This window comes from Candidatus Binatia bacterium, from assembly GCA_023150935.1.
GTDB lineage: Bacteria > Desulfobacterota > Binatia > HRBIN30 > HRBIN30 > JAKLJW01.
Window position 1 is genome coordinate 289,698 of record JAKLJW010000001.1, and the last position, 14,624, is coordinate 304,321.

Annotated in this window: 11 protein-coding genes; 8 read left to right on the forward strand and 3 right to left on the reverse strand. The window is 68.3% G+C overall.

Annotated elements, in window-relative coordinates; all coding sequences use genetic code 11:
- Positions 1–52 precede the first annotated feature (52 nt).
- From L6Q96_01240 to L6Q96_01250, 3 genes are read right to left on the reverse strand one after another with little or no spacing between them, the layout of a single operon-like run.
- Positions 53–1,189 carry a radical SAM protein gene (locus L6Q96_01240; GenBank protein ID MCK6553200.1) on the reverse strand — a complete coding sequence of 379 codons (1,137 nt, stop codon included), beginning with the start codon at positions 1,187–1,189 and terminating at the stop codon, positions 53–55.
- 51 nt (positions 1,190–1,240) lie between these two features.
- On the reverse strand, positions 1,241–1,855 hold the full coding sequence (locus L6Q96_01245; GenBank protein ID MCK6553201.1) for a hypothetical protein: 615 nt from the start codon (positions 1,853–1,855) through the stop codon (positions 1,241–1,243).
- The gene (locus tag L6Q96_01250) at positions 1,852–2,775 is read right to left on the reverse strand and encodes a glycosyltransferase (protein ID MCK6553202.1); all 924 of its coding nucleotides are present in this window, start codon (positions 2,773–2,775) and stop codon (positions 1,852–1,854) included. The genes L6Q96_01245 and L6Q96_01250 overlap by 4 nt, the downstream gene beginning before the upstream one ends.
- Before the next feature lie 181 nt (positions 2,776–2,956).
- Between L6Q96_01250 and L6Q96_01255 the strand changes: the two genes are divergently transcribed.
- The 8 genes from L6Q96_01255 to L6Q96_01290 all read left to right on the forward strand — a co-directional run bounded on the left by L6Q96_01255 (position 2,957) and on the right by L6Q96_01290 (position 14,397).
- Entirely contained in the window at positions 2,957–5,278 is a 2,322-nt protein-coding gene (locus L6Q96_01255; protein ID MCK6553203.1) for a matrixin family metalloprotease, read from the forward strand.
- A gap of 292 nt (positions 5,279–5,570) precedes the next feature.
- Positions 5,571–6,704, forward strand: coding sequence for a Nonspecific lipid-transfer protein (locus tag L6Q96_01260; GenBank protein MCK6553204.1), 1,134 nt, complete (start codon positions 5,571–5,573; stop codon positions 6,702–6,704).
- Between the two features lie 14 nt (positions 6,705–6,718).
- Positions 6,719–8,320: an AMP-binding protein gene (locus L6Q96_01265; protein MCK6553205.1), complete on the forward strand. Its 1,602-nt coding sequence runs from the start codon at positions 6,719–6,721 to the stop codon at positions 8,318–8,320.
- Between the two features lie 612 nt (positions 8,321–8,932).
- On the forward strand, positions 8,933–10,135 hold the full coding sequence (locus L6Q96_01270) for an acyl-CoA/acyl-ACP dehydrogenase (protein MCK6553206.1): 1,203 nt from the start codon (positions 8,933–8,935) through the stop codon (positions 10,133–10,135).
- A 71-nt stretch (positions 10,136–10,206) separates the two neighbouring features.
- A complete protein-coding gene (locus L6Q96_01275; GenBank protein MCK6553207.1) occupies positions 10,207–10,665 on the forward strand; it encodes a MarR family transcriptional regulator in 459 nt (152 codons plus the stop codon).
- A gap of 65 nt (positions 10,666–10,730) precedes the next feature.
- Positions 10,731–12,941, forward strand: a complete 2,211-nt coding sequence (locus L6Q96_01280; protein MCK6553208.1) for a molybdopterin-dependent oxidoreductase — start codon at positions 10,731–10,733, stop codon at positions 12,939–12,941.
- The gene (locus L6Q96_01285; GenBank protein ID MCK6553209.1) at positions 12,938–13,852 is read left to right on the forward strand and encodes a hypothetical protein; all 915 of its coding nucleotides are present in this window, start codon (positions 12,938–12,940) and stop codon (positions 13,850–13,852) included. The genes L6Q96_01280 and L6Q96_01285 overlap by 4 nt, the downstream gene beginning before the upstream one ends.
- Positions 13,849–14,397, forward strand: a complete 549-nt coding sequence (locus L6Q96_01290) for a 4Fe-4S dicluster domain-containing protein (GenBank protein ID MCK6553210.1) — start codon at positions 13,849–13,851, stop codon at positions 14,395–14,397. The genes L6Q96_01285 and L6Q96_01290 overlap by 4 nt, the downstream gene beginning before the upstream one ends.
- Positions 14,398–14,624: the final 227 nt, after the last annotated feature.

Below are 14,624 nucleotides of genomic sequence, written 5' to 3' on the forward strand. Positions count from 1 at the left end.
TGGATTCGGTAGGCCGCTCCCCGCCGTTCGCGCGCCGTCTTCGACGTTCCATCTACCCCTCCGCTACCAGGTGCAGCGCCACCTCGCGGTCGGTCGGCGCGAATCCCATGACGCGTTCCCAGACTCCCGCCGGCTCCATGCAAATGTAAATCGGCAGACGCGCGTCCAACTCGCGCAGCCACGCGAGCGTACGCCGGTACATGGTCGTGCGCAGGCCGCGCCATGCGCGCTCCTTACCGTCCGGTCCCGGAACGAGTTCGCCGGTCAGGAGATGCCGGCTCAGGACCTGCCCGTTCGTCGGACGCGCGCGGACGGCGGCCTTCAGACTCGGGGTCATGCGCAAGCTGCCCAGGCTCACCCACGCGATGCGGCCCAGGTCGAGCGTCGCCAGAGACTGCACCGTGACGCGATAACCCTCCTCCCAACCCTCGTGGGCTACCAGAGGATCGAAGTGCAGGCCCACCTTGTAACCGGCGTTCTGCACGAGGCGCGCGGCGGCGAGACGCTGCTCGAAAGTCGCCGTCCCCGCCTCGTCGCCGCGCATGATTGCCCCCGAGTTGAGCGACCACGACACGACCACCCGATCCCGCGGGTCGAGATGCAGGAGGTTCTCGATGCGGTCGCTCTTCGTCTTGAGCTCGAGGATCGCGTTCGGACGGCCGGCGAAGAAGGGTACGAGCGTCTGCGAGAGATCGGTGAGATGATCGAGCGCGAGGCTGTCGGCGAGCTCCGCCGTACCGATGCGAAAGGTGCGGTCGGGATGCGCGCGCAGTACCGCGTCCACCTCGGCGAGGCCGTCTTCCGGATTCGCGAACACCTTGAGGGCGGGATTATTGGCGGCGTAATCCTGGAGAAAACAGTAGCCGCAGTCGAAAGGGCAGTTCACCGCCAGGTTGAGGATCAGATAGTTGCAGCAGACCAGCCCGGGCGTACCGGCCGGGCAATGGTGCAGGAACGATCCGTTCTGGCGCTTGATGACGAGCCGCCTTTTCCCGTCGACGAAGCGCAGGCCGGAGTCGGCATCTCCGGCCTCGTCCACGACCTGCACCGGCACGCCGGGCAGCCGGGCAACGATCCGCCGCGCCACGGCAGTCCCGGCTACGTCCCGCCCGACCCAGATCGATTCGGGCTGCCACGGTGCAGTCGGTATCACCGGCGGATTGCTCCCGTCACTCGGCATCGTCGGCATTCCCGTTCCGCGCGTGAGACCGTCGTCGAACCTGCCATGGAGATGGGGGTGTCATTCCTGCGCAGGCGGGACGCCCTGCTTCCCCGTGACGCGCCGGCAGCCCCGAACCCGGATCGCGCCGTCGGGTTCGGCCAGGGTTTCGAAAAGCGCCGCGCACCGCGGGTCGGAGGCAGCCGCAAGCAGTGCGCGGGCGAGTGCCGCCCACTCGTCCGGGCTGCGCGCCGTGAAGCTGACGCGCAGGTCGTCGCCCTCGAGCTGGTCGGGGAACTCGATGCGCACCGAGCGCGGCAAGTTCAAGGCGCGTACGTGTTCGGCGAGGGCCGCCTCGCTGGCGGCAAGTTGGGGGAAGCGGAGCCGGCGCAGCGCCTTCTTCACGAGCTTGAGTTTCTCGCTGCGAGCGAGGGGTCGCCGGCGCACCGCGCGGAGGGACTCGTCTCCGAGGACCGCTGCCAGCGACGTGCCGTCGCGCGTCGCCGTGTCCGCGGCCCATTCCCAGAGGTCGCGCAGTTGGTTCTCGCTGGGTCGCAGTTCGATGGCCAACGCCAGAAGAGCCTGCCCGTCTGCGGCGTCGAGTCGCTCCCAGCGGGCGATCGTGGCAGGGCCGTAGCGCCGTTCGGCGGCGAACTCGGCGATGCTCGCGCTACCGCGGAAGACAGCAGAGGTCATGCTGCGAGCGTTGCGCGGGCAGGCGATAGGTCGAACGCCGCCGCGATGGCAGCGTAGCGCTCGGCCTCGTCGAGGCGGCCGCGGCGGGCCGCCCCGTGAGAGAGAATCGCGCACTTCTCTTTCAGCACATCGCGTGCGGCGCCGCGCTGCGCGTCAGTGAGGTCTCCGTTGGCGAGCAGGCGGCTCAGGGCCGCGACACGGAAACGGTCCATACCCCAGAAACGGCGCGACAGTTGGTCGCGGTGGCCGCCACGCTTGACGACCAGCGGTCGCTCGACCAGACCGACCGGTTCCGTCCGCGCGATGCGCAGCCACAGGTCGTAGTCCTCGCAGGCGGGAAGCGACGGATCGAAGCCGCCAATGCGATCGAACAGGCCGCGGTGCAGGAGAACGGCGGACGGACTGACCAGGCACAGCCGGAGGCTGGCGACGAAGATGTCGCCGGCGGGCTTGCGATGGTGGGCACAGGGGTTCACCCGTACTCCGTCGCGGATCCAGGTTTCCTCGGTCTGACAGATTCGCAGCTCGCGATGGGAGCTTAGGAAGTCGACTTGCGCGGCAAGTTTCTGCGGCAGCCAGAGGTCGTCGGAATCGAGAAAAGCCACCCAATCCCCGCCGCTCGCGGCGACCCCGGCGTTGCGGGCGGCCGCGACGCCGCGGTTCGGCGTTTCGACGAGTCGCACGAGGCCGCCGAATTCAGCGCGCAGGGAAGCGGCCGTCCCGTCGGTCGAGCCGTCGTCGACCACGACGAGTTCGTAATCGACACCGCTCTGCGCAGCCACCGAAATCACCGCTTCGCGTACGAGTGTGCGCCGGTTGAAGGTTGGAATGACCACGCTCACGAGCACGGCGGCAGTCTTACACCAGCGCCGAAAGCGGCGAAAGGCGGGCGGCAGCCCGTGGCGGGTCAGTGCAGGCAAGCACCGCCGTTGGTCGTCTCGCCGTTGTCGCTTCGCCGTTAACGTCATTTTGGCGGCGCCCGATCGAATGCATCGGCTCCGGCTCGCGGCGGGTATCTCGTCTCATCCGTTCTGGCACCGCATTCGCTGTTGGCGTGGATCAGAGGTTTCGATGTTCCGCCTGTACCGAAGAACTGTCTGCGTGAGCATTGCGGCTGTCATGGTGTCCGTCACGGCACATGCCACTACGTTCGTGCCGATGGACGAGGCGACCCTGGTCGAGACCTCGGACGTCGTACTTACGGGAACCGTGCTGCGCATCGAGACGGGAGCGCCGGACGAGCGCGGCGCTCTTTACACCTACATACACGTTGCGCCGGATCGCGTCCTGAAGGGTCACATCGCCCGCGCGACCGTGGTGCTGCGGGAGCCCGGCGGCCAGTACGGCGAGACCGTGGAATGGCTGCACGGGACCCCGACGTTCTGGGTCGGCGAGCGCGTGCTGGTATTCCTGGCCCGGAACCCCGACGGAACGCTGCAGACGAACAACCTCGGACTCGGCAAGTTCGCAGTGGGAGTGAATCTGGCCGGGGAGGCGACGGCCGAGCGCGATCTCGGCGAAGGCGCGATGATCTTCGAGCCGAGCAGCGGCCGGTTGGAGGAAGCGCGGCCCGAGGTGCAGCGCTTGCTGCCGATGCTCAAGCGAGTGCGGCGGCTGGCGCGCCGGGACTCCACTTCGCGCGGCGTTCGCACGCTCGAATTGGAGCCGCCGGAACTGGCGACGACGCCGACGGAGGTGCATGAACGTTACACCTTCCTTGGCGACCCGCCGTCGCGGTGGTTCGAGCCGGATTCCGGCGCGTCGGTCGGTTTTAAGGTCGATGCGGCGGGGGACAGTAAGCTGGGCTTTGCCGCTTCGGCGGCAGCCGTGGACGCGGCGCTCGCGGCGTGGACCGATGTCGCGAACGCGAGTCTGACGCTGGTCGACGCCGGCACGACAACCGGCACCTTCGCCGGCTGCGACAGCAATCACCGGGTTCTGTTCAACGATCCGTACAACGAGGTCTCTCCGGATCCGAGCGGCTGTAGCGGCGTTCTCGCCATCGGCGGTTACTGCCGCTCCGGAGAGACGAAGGTCGTGAACGGCAAGACGTTTTACCGCATCACCACGGGTAAGGTGATGTTCAACAACGGTTGGGGAAGTTGCAGCGGCTGGACGCAGTGCAACGTCGCCGAGGTCGCGACGCACGAAATCGGCCATGCGATCGGGATGGGGCATTCGGCGGACGGCACGGCGACGATGGCCGCGTACGCGCACTTCGACGGCCGCTGTGCGGGACTGCGCAACGACGACATCGCCGGCGTGACGTTCATCTACCCGATGACCGGATCATCGCCGACGCCGACGCCGACCATGCCGCCCACGGCAACGCGTACGCGCACACCGACCCCCACCGGGACGGCAACCCGGACGCCGACCGCCGTCTTCACGAGCACGCCGACGCGAACCGCGACCCGGACCCCGACGGATACGGCCACGGTGGCGCCGACGCCGACCTGGACACCGACGGAGACACCGGTGCCGACGGCCACGCCCACCGTTCCGGCGCCGGTGGCGCGGGTCAGCGGTGCGGTGCGCTACTACAGTCAGGGTGCCCCGGTGTCGGCGGTCGCGCTCGAAATGCCCGGCGAGCCGGAGCCGGCGGTCACCGGGAGCGATGGAACCTACACCGGGCCTGATACGGCGCCGGAGAACGACTGCGCCGTGTACCCGCACAAGACGGGCGATGCGGGAACGGCGATCGGTGCGCTCGATGCGTCCTACGTCCTGCAGTCTTCCGTCGGGAGCCGCACTCTGAGCAGTGGACAGCGTCTCGCCGGAGACGTGAGCGGCAACGGTACGGTGAGCGCGTACGATGCGGCGTTGATTCTCCAGTATACGGTTGGGTCGATCGCGCAGTTCCCGGCGGCGGCGGTTTGCGGTTCCGACTGGCTGTTCGATCCGGTGCCGGCGGTCGTGCCCAATCAGGTGCTCGTCGAGCCGACGCTGGGCGGCGGGTCGTGCAACCCCGGTGGCATCGGCTACGAGCCGCTCGCCGGTGTCGCCGAGGCGCAGGACTTCGCGGCAATTCTGATTGGCGATCCGACGGGAAACTGGCAGCCCTCCGGGGGCGGGATGGTGCGTGCGCCGTCGGCGACCGGAGCGTCGCTGGGACGGCCGGTGCGTACGCGCGGCGGCACTGTGAGAGTGCCGGTCCGGTTGCACGCGGCCGCGGTGCAGGCCGCGGAACTCGAGGTGCGGTACTCGCCCGTGGCCGGCCGACTTGCCGGTGTGCACAAGGTGACCTCCGCTGCCGGCGCGCTCTTAATGGTTCACGAGCCCGTACCGGGGGTGGTGCGGATCGCCCTGGCCAGCGCAACGCCGTTCGATGCCGGTGGCTTGGCCGCGCTGGTGCTGCGCTTTGTTCCGAGCGGCAACGGCGGAGTCTCGCCTTACGTCGCCTCGGCGCGGGTCAACGAGTAGACCGTCCCGTTCGGCGCCTGCGCTTCCCGGCCGTCATTCCTTGGCTTCGTCGCCTTCGCCGAAGCCCGCCCAGCGGCGCATGGTCGTCGCCGGCCTGCGAAGCGGTATCGCGATCGCCTTCGGTATAGATACCTCCCGCACGGCCAGGGTGTTCGTCGCCGGCTAGGTTGTTCGTCTCATCGGCAATCGAACGCTCACCCGTCCGCCCCGATGGGGATCGCGCGGCTGTCCGGTTCACGGTCTTGATCGAAGGGCGGTCTTGACGGATGAAGGGCGGCGGGAGGGTACGCGCATGACCGATTCGTTCTCACGCGAGGTTTACGTGTCCGGGGTCGGGATGACCGCCTTCGGTCGCCACGAGGGGAAGACCGTGGCCGAACTCGGACAGGAAGCCGTCAAAGCCGCGCTTGCCGATGCCGGTGTCGACTACTCCGCCGTCGAGATCGCCTATTGCGGGCACGTGATGCAGGGGCTGACCGCGGGGCAGAAGGTGCTCTACGGCGTCGGCATGACCGGCGTCCCGATCTTCAACGTCGAAAACGCCTGCGCCAGCGGCACCAGCGCGCTGCGCTCGGCTGTGATGGCCGTCGGCTTCGGCATGGCGAAGGTGGCGCTCGCCGTCGGCTTCGAGGTCATGGGCCGCGGCGCCATTCCCACCGGCGGCGATCAGCGGCTCGAAGCCCTGGCGCGCGACGGTGCGCCCGCCATGCCGTCGATGTTCGCCAACCTCTTCCGCCTGCACGCCGAGCGCTACGGCACCACCGTCGAACAGATGGCCATGGTCTCGGTAAAGAACCGCGGCTACGGCGCCGGGAACCCGCGGGCGCAGTTCCACGACCCGGTGACCGTCGACGACGTCATGCGATCGCGCGAAGTGGCGCCGCCGTTGCGCCTGCTCATGTGCTGCCCGACCAGTTCGGGCGCCGCGGCGGCGGTGGTCACCAGCGCCGACGTTGCCCGCACGACGCGGCGGCCGATTCGCGTGGTGGCGTCGGCGCTGCAATCGGATCCGGCGCTCGGCGGCGGCGATCCGCTGGCGGGTATCACCGAGATCAACAGCCGCGTCATGCGCGCCGCGTACGAACAGGCCGGTATCGGTCCCGACCGGATCGATTGCGCCGAGGTGCACGACTGCTTTTCGATCGCCGAGATCATTCATTACGAGAACCTCGGTCTGTGTGCCCGTGGCGAAGGCGGCCGTTTCGTCGAGCAGGGTCTCGCCACGGCGCGGGTCAAGGTCAGCACCAGCGGCGGCTTGCTGGCGAAGGGCCATCCGCTCGGCGCTACCGGCGTCGCACAGGCCGTCGAAGCCGTCGAACAATTGCGCGGCGAGTCGGGTGCGCGTCAGGTGCCCAACGCCCGCGTCGCGCTGACCCACTGTCAGGGGTTCGGCGGCGCCGCCGGCGTCCACATCTTCACGGCGTGAGCGAGGGCGGACCCATGCGGGAACGAAACGAGTTGATCCTCGCGGATCTCGTGGCGGCGCGGGCGGAAGCGGCTCCCGACTTCGACGTTGTCACCTTCGACGGCGGCGGCGTGCGCCCGCACGAAGTGCGCACGTACGCCGACCTGTGGATGAACGGCAACCGCGTCGCCGCCGGGCTCGTCGCCAAAGGGCTGGCCAAAGGCGACCGCTTCGGCCTGATGATGCGCAACCACCCGGAGTTCGTCGAGACCATGGTGGCCGCGTCGATTACCGGCGGCGTGTTCGTGCCCGTCGATCCGCGCACCCGGGGCGATAAGCTCGCCTACACGCTGCGCAACTCCGAGTGCCGCGGCATCGTCTGTGCCGACTACTGCCTCGCCCAGGTGGCGGCGGTGCGCGCCGACGTGCCGTCGCTGGAGTGGATCGTCGTGCTCGAATCGCAGGAAGACGCGAACTGCATGCCCACCGGCGACGTGCGAGGAGCGGAGCCATTTGCGCCGCTGCTCGACCGGCCCGAGACGTACGTGACCCCGCGTGTCGAGGTGCCGGGGGACCCGCTGGAGATCATCTACACGTCGGGAACGACCGGCGACCCGAAGGGTGTCGTCTGCCCCAACGGCCGTTACGTCGGGGCGAGCGCGATCGGGTACCTGATCGGCTTCCAGCCCGGCGACCGGCCGTACAACGGACTGTCGCTGACCCACGGCAACGCGCAACTGATCACCCTGGCGCCGTCGCTGTCCATGAAACTGCGGGCCGTGTTCAGCCGCCGATTTACCAAGTCGCGGCTCTGGGACGTGCTGCGCGAGCACGGTTGTACGGTGTTCAACTTGCTCGGCGGCATGGCAACGGCAATTTACAGCGAGCCGCGCAAGCCGAACGACGGCGACAACCCGGTGCGCATGGTGCTCAGCGGCGGTATGCCCGCGGCCCTCTGGCGCCCGTTCGAGGAGCGCTTCAACGTCAAGATCCTCGAGTGCTACGGCGCGATCGAGGGCGGGCTGGCGATCAACCCGATCGGTGTCGGACCCATCGGCAGCTTCGGCAAACCGCCACCGACGCTGGAGATGAAGATCGTCGACGAAGACGGCAACGAGTGCCCGCCCGGGGTCATCGGCGAACTGATCTCGCGGCCGACCACCGGCGAACGCGTCGAGGTCGAGTACTTCAAGAACGCCGAGGCCTCGAGAAAGAAGACCGAGGGCGGCTGGCTGCGCAGCGGCGACATGTGCCACCGCGACGCCGATGGCTGGTTCTACTTCGATTTCCGCAAGGGCGGCGGCATTCGCCACAACGGCGACTTCGTCAATCCTGGCTTCGTCGAGAAGGTCGTTGCCGAACATCCGCAGGTCAACGACGTGTTCGTCTACGGCGTGCCGGCGGCGTCGGGGGCGCCGGGCGAACGCGACGTGGTTGCAGCCATCGTGCCGGTCGACCCGGCGACGTTCGATGCGGCCAGTGTGTTTGCAACCTGCGTGAAAGGGCTGGAGTCGAACTTTGTGCCGTCGTACCTGCAGGTGGTCGAGGAGATTCCGAAGACGGCGTCGGAGAAGCCGCAGGAGCGCTTCCTGCTGGAACGCTTCGCGCCCGATGCTCCCGGAGTTTACCGCCGGTAGAGAGTGCCGCCAAATGGTGACCCAGGTCCTGCGACGGGGCTCAGGACAGGCTTCGAGATGTCCCCTGAAAAGACGGGGCCTCCTCAGTCCGAACGGCTTGGGACTCGTACTGACCGGACCTTTCCGTTCCCCTGAGCTACGATTTCCGCGTTTGCGCGCACAATGCGAAGAGATCTTCAGGCCATCGAGGGGCAGTGCCTTCCCGTTCGTCCCGAGTAGCGCCTTCTTCTGGCGCGTATCGAGGGACAGGCTCGGCAGGGGCGCGCCCCTCGATACGGAGCCCAGGGGAAGGGCTCCTACTCGGGGCGAACGGGCTGGTTGTTCGCTTTGGGTTGCGGGCGAAGCCCGCGCTGAGCTACCAGGTCCTGGTTTCTTTGTGTGGTGCGAGGATTTCGTCAGTCGTGCCGGAGAAAGTCGGCATCCGGCCCGTCATCTGACGCTGGATCCCGGCTCTCGCCGGGGTGACGGGTTCCGTCGTGTGCTCATTGGGTTGCGGGCGCAACCCGTGCCGAGGAGCTTGCTGGGTTTGTCTCCGTCTCGAAGGGCGCGCCAGCGCGCAAATCGGCGGTCTCCGGTAGCCGCCAGGGCGACGGATAATCGAGGAGTGTAGAGATGGAAAGCATAGACTACGAAGTGGATCTGACGTCTGAGGAGCGCGCGGTCAGGGACACGGCGCACCGATTCGCGGCGGAGGTCATGCGGCCCGCCGCGGCGCAGCTCGATGCGCTGGCGGACCCGCAGGACGTGATCGCAAAGGGATCGGTGCTGTGGGACGTCTTCAAGAAACATCGCGCCCTCGGTCTGACCGAGATCGTGGCTCCTGGTGGCGGGCTGGCGCCGGTGCAGCAGGCGCGCCTGCGATCGATAATCAGCGAGGAACTGGGCTGGGGCGATGCCGGGCTGGCCATCAGTGTCGGTGTCGCCAGCTTCCCGCGCATGCTGGCGCTGATGTCGGGCAATCCGGAGCTGAGCGAGCGCTTCGGGGCCGAAGACTGCATCGGCTGTTGGGCGGGGACCGAGCCGGATCACGGCAGCGACCTGATCTATTACATGAACCGTCCCGACGGCGCCGGCGCGGGGCGCCCGAACTGCGTGGCGCGCAAGGACGGCGACTCCTTCGTCATCGACGGACAGAAGTCGGCGTGGGTGTCGAACGGAACGATTGCCACGGCAGCGGCGATGTTCACCGCGGTCGACCTCGGCGACGGCAAGCGCGCCGACGCGGCTTTCCTGGTCCCGCTCGACGTGCCGGGGGTGTCTAAGGGTAAGCCGCTGAACAAGATCGGCCAGCGGGCGTTGAATCAGGGCGAGATCTTCTTCGATCACGTGCGCATTCCGGCCGAGTATATGGTGATTCCGCCCGCGACCTATGCGTTCGGTGCCGAGATGATTCTGAGCGCCGCCAACGGCGGCATGGGGGCGATCTTCGTCGGCGTGGCACAGGCGGCGTTGGACCTCGCCCTCGAGTATGCCAGGCAGCGGGTGCAGGGCGGTGTGCCGATCTTCCGGCATCAGAACGTCAGAATGCGCCTGTTCGAGATGTTTCGGAAAGTGCAGGCGGCGCGGGCGCTGAGCCGGCAGGTCACCCTCTACAACACGATGAACGTCCCCCCGAAGCTGGAGCTTGCGGTCGCCGCGAAGGTGACATCGACCAATACCGCCTTCGAGGTGGCAAGCAGCGCCCTGCAGATCTTCGGCGGCAACGGCTTGAGTCGCGAGTACCCGATCGAGAAGCTGCTGCGCGACGCCCGCGCGTCGATGATCGAGGACGGCTGCAACGACGTCCTGAGCCTCGTGGCGGCCGAGCGGCTGTAAGCGGCAGCGGCGGAAGAAGGGTCGAAGCACCATTGACCGCGCGCCGATAGTTGTGGTATACAACCATCGTCATGTCGACGAAGAGCGAACTTCGCGAGGCGTACGAGCTGCTGCGGGACGTGGCGCGGGTGTCACGGTTGTTTCAGCAGGACAACGTGCACTGCGGCGGCGTCACCTTTGTGCAGTTCACGATTCTCGATCACGTCGATCAGGCGGGCGGCGGTCTGGATCTGGCCCGGTTGCACGACGCCCTTGCCGTGGAAAAGAGCACCACGACGCGACTCGTGGAACCGCTGGTGGACAAGGGGTTTCTCGCGCGCACGCCGGCGCCGCAGGACGCGCGGGCGGTGCGGCTCGACCTGACGGCCGAGGGCCGAGCCGCGCACCGCCAGTACTGGGCGTGTCTGTCGAAGAGCTTGCGACTCGCCGTCGACGGGCTGCCAAAGGCGCGCAGCGTCGAGGTCAAGCGGGCGGTGCGGGAGTTCGTGCAGACGGTGGGACGGCTCTGCGGCGACGGCTGTTGCGGCTGACGCCGGCGGCAATGGAAGGACATGGCCATGACGGTTCGCGGTGACGGCGACTGCGGGGAGGGCGCATGCTGACGCGACGCGAGTTCATTGGCGTCGGCGTGGCCACGGCCGTGACGGCGACCGTGCCGTGGCCGCCGCGGGCGCTCGAAGCGGGGCAGGGGGCTCGGCTCGAAGGCGTTGTGCCGGTGGCCGGCGACGGTCGGATCCCCACCACGTGCAACATGTGCACGCTCGGCTGCACGGTGCTGGCGACCCGGGCCGGGGACCGGGTGGTGCGGCTTGCGGGTCACCCCGACAGTCCGGTGAACCGGGGCCGGTTGTGCGCCAAAGGCCACGCCGGACTGTACAAGCCGATCCATCCGGAACGACTCGGCACGCCGCTGATCCGTGCCGGCGCACGCGGCGCCGGGAGCTGGAAGCGCGTGTCGTGGGACGACGCGCTGGGAACGGTGGCCGCCGGCCTCGAGCGCATCCGCCGCGTCCACGGGCCGCAGAGCATCGCTCTCTGGCAGAACCTCAACATGGACCGGCCGGATATATTCGAGCGTTTCGTGCACGCGCTGGGGTCGCCGAATTTCATCGGGCACGTGTCGACCTGCGATGCGAGCCGTTTGCTGGGCGGCGCGATGACGTACGGCGCCGCGCGAGCCGTTTACGATTACGCCAACGCCGAGTGCATTCTCGCCGTTGGCATCAATCCGCTGGGCGCCAAGGACCTGGTGCTGGCGGCGCGAGAGATTCTCGACGCGAAGGCGCGGGGTACGATGCTGATCACGGTCGACCCGCGCCTTTCCGAAACCGCGGCGCGGTCGGACCTGTGGGTGCCGATCCGGCCTGGGACCGACGGTGTGCTGCTCGCCGGGCTGGCACAGTGGCTCATCGTCAACGAGCGGTTCGACCGCGACTTCGTGCGCGACCACACCTTTGGCTTCGAGACGATTCGCCGTCACCTGGCGCAGTTCGGCGTCGACGAGGTCTGCGCCGCGACGGGAATACCGCGCGAGCGTTTCCTGCGGGTCGCCGCGGCTCTGGCCGAGCTCCGCAGCGTCGTTGCCGTGGGGCGCGGCGTGGTCACGCATCGGGATGCGACCGACGCAGTGCGGATGGCCGAGATCCTGAACGCGCTGCTCGGTGCCTTCGACCGCGACGGCGGCGTGCGCCTGCTTCCCTTCCCGTCGATCCCGCTGGCCAAGGTCCAACCCGTCGTCAAGGACCCCGGCGGCGCGCGCATCGATCGCGCCAACGGGGGGCGCCTGCCGTTGCCCGTGGGGCGGGGGCCGGCCTACCCGGCGGCCTTCTTCGGCGTCTCCCACGAAGTGCCGCGGAACGTTCTGCGCGCCGACCCGTACCCGTTGAAGGGGCTGATCTTCAACGCGGTCAATCCGGTGTACTCGCTGCCGCAGGGGTCGGAACTGGTCGAGGCCATGGAGAAGATCGACCTGATTGTGTCGATCGACGCCTTCGCGTCGGAGACCACACGGTGGGCCGACGTGGTGCTGCCCGCGTCGACGTACCTCGAAGGGCTGGATCTATGGTTTCCCGCGCCGCTGCGCGTCAGCCTGCGCCAGCCCGTCATCGAGCCGCGGTTCCAGTCGCGGCCGAGTCAGGAAATCATCCTGTCGCTCGCCAGGACAATGGGGCTCGAAAGGGAGTTTCCGTTTTCTCGCTACGAAGAGTTTCTGCGTGCTCAGCTTGCCGGCACCGGCGTATCGCTCGAGGAGTTGCGGGGCCGTGGTTTTGTCGAGTGGCCGGCGGAGCCGATTGCGCCGGGACGACTCCGGAAGGGCGGGTTCATGACGCCGTCGGGTCGGGTCGAACTGGTCTCGAGCCTCCTGACCGCCGCGGGCTTTGCGCGCGAACCCCGGCCGGCGACGTGGCGGACGTCGACCGACGACGCGATCTTTCCGTATCACCTCGTGACGCACAAGCTGCCGTTTCACACTCAGTCGGCGACGGCGGAGAACCCGTATCTGGCCGGGATCCAGTCGGACAACCCGATCGTCATGAACCCGGAGACGGCGGCGCAGATCGGTGTCGAGAGCGGCGACACCGTGCAGGTCGAGTCGCGGCGGGGCGCGCTCGCCGCGCGGGTGCGAGTATCGGCGGGCATTCGTCCCGATACGCTCGCGCTGGCGCACCACTTCGGCCACACGGCCTACGCGCACACGGCGGTCGGCCGGGGCGTCAGCGGCAATCCCGTGCTGGGCGACGGCACAGATCCCATTGGTGGCAACCTCGCGTTCAACGATACTCGGGTGCGGGTGCGGCGCGTATGAACCGGGCTCTCATCGGTGTGTCTGGCCGCAAGGGTGCGCTGCAAATGGGGCTCCCGTTGCTGCTCGAGCTCGGAATGCGCGTGTTCCGCATTCCGCTCTTCCCCGGCGTGGCGCCCCTGCTGGGAGAATCGCCCGTCGCAGTGCGGCTTGGATATGCGGCGGTTCTCTGTGGCGTCGAGGTAGCCTTTCTGGGGTCGGGTGGCTGGGAACTGGTGGTGGCGTCCGGGATTGCGGCGTCGTTGGTGGGGCGGCGGTGGCGGTTTCTCCGTTTTACGCTCGCCGCGGCCGGGGTGTGGGTGATGCTGGGCGTGGCCACCCGGAGTCTCGGCGGCGGCAGCTTTGGGCTCGAGACGCTGCTGACTGCCGTGTTGGTGCGCGTGACGGGATCGGAGGTGCTGGCTGCTGCCGCGGCTCGCGTGGTGCTGGCGGCGCTGGTGTACGTGTCGGTGCTGTCGATGGGCCTGGTGACCAGGCCGTTTCGGCGGTTGGTGCCGGCGACGGTCGCGTTGCTGTTACTGGTCAACGCCTGTGCCGACAAGGAGAGCACCGCATTCCGCCCGGACGGGGTGGGGAGAGAGGAGATGGTCCGCGTGGACTACGGCGAAGCGGTGCTGGAGCGGCGGGGCCATCCGATCGTTCTCGGCGACGCGCACGACAACGGGCGTTGTCTGTCGTGTCACCGTGGCAAGGTCGGGCCGACCGATCTTCCGCTGGCGCAGAAGGGCTTCCACGAGATCCACTACGAGGTGGTACGGGTGGCTGCTCCGTGCACCTCGTGTCACGCGGGTGCGGGGCGCCCCGGGTTTCCCGGCGAGTACCCGCAACAGGGCGCTCGTCACGCGTACAACCAGACGTGCGCCGGGTGTCACTCCGGGGCCGACGGCCCGCGCTGGGCACGGAGCATGCGATGACTCAGGTGGGCTTCCTGTTCGATCCGGCTCGTTGCATCGGGTGCCAGTCGTGCCGGGTCGCCTGTCAGGTGTACAACGAAACCACCGCCGAGGTGAACTGGCGGCAGGTGACCTCGCACGAGCGCGGCGCGTTTCCCGACGTCGTCCAGCACAACCTTTCGCTGGCCTGCAACCATTGCGAACGGCCTGCCTGCATGGCCGTTTGCCCGGCCGACGCCATTCAGAAGCGCGTATCCGATGGCATCGTTACCGTCGATCCCGACCGCTGCAACGGCTGCCGGCGCTGCGTTGGCGCCTGTCCCTACGGTGCGCCGCGGCCGGCGCCGGATCGGTCCCGCGTGTCCAAGTGCGACTTCTGTATGGCGCGGCAGGACGCGGGACTCGCTCCGGTGTGCGTGGAGACGTGCGTCGGCGGGGCGCTGCGCTACGGGCCGCTGGACGAGATGGATGCGATGGCAGGGGAGGGGCCGCTGGCGAGCTCCGTCGAGGGCTTCTTCGATCCTGCGTGGACACGGCCGTCGATCCGCTTCGTTGCGCGGAAGTGAATGAGGCAAGACGCCGAAGCTGCCGGCACCGGGGGGGCGTGAGCTGTGGAGAGCGCGCGCCCGGCCCGGGTCCGGCACATAATCGTGCACGCACAGATGACTCGACCCGACCAGCTCGACCTGATGGGTCGCCCTGGCGTGACCCCGACCTTCCACAATCCGCGCACCTTCTTCTTCGGCGACCGCCACCGGGAAGTGTTTCTCGGGCCGGCGCGCACCGCGCGTCG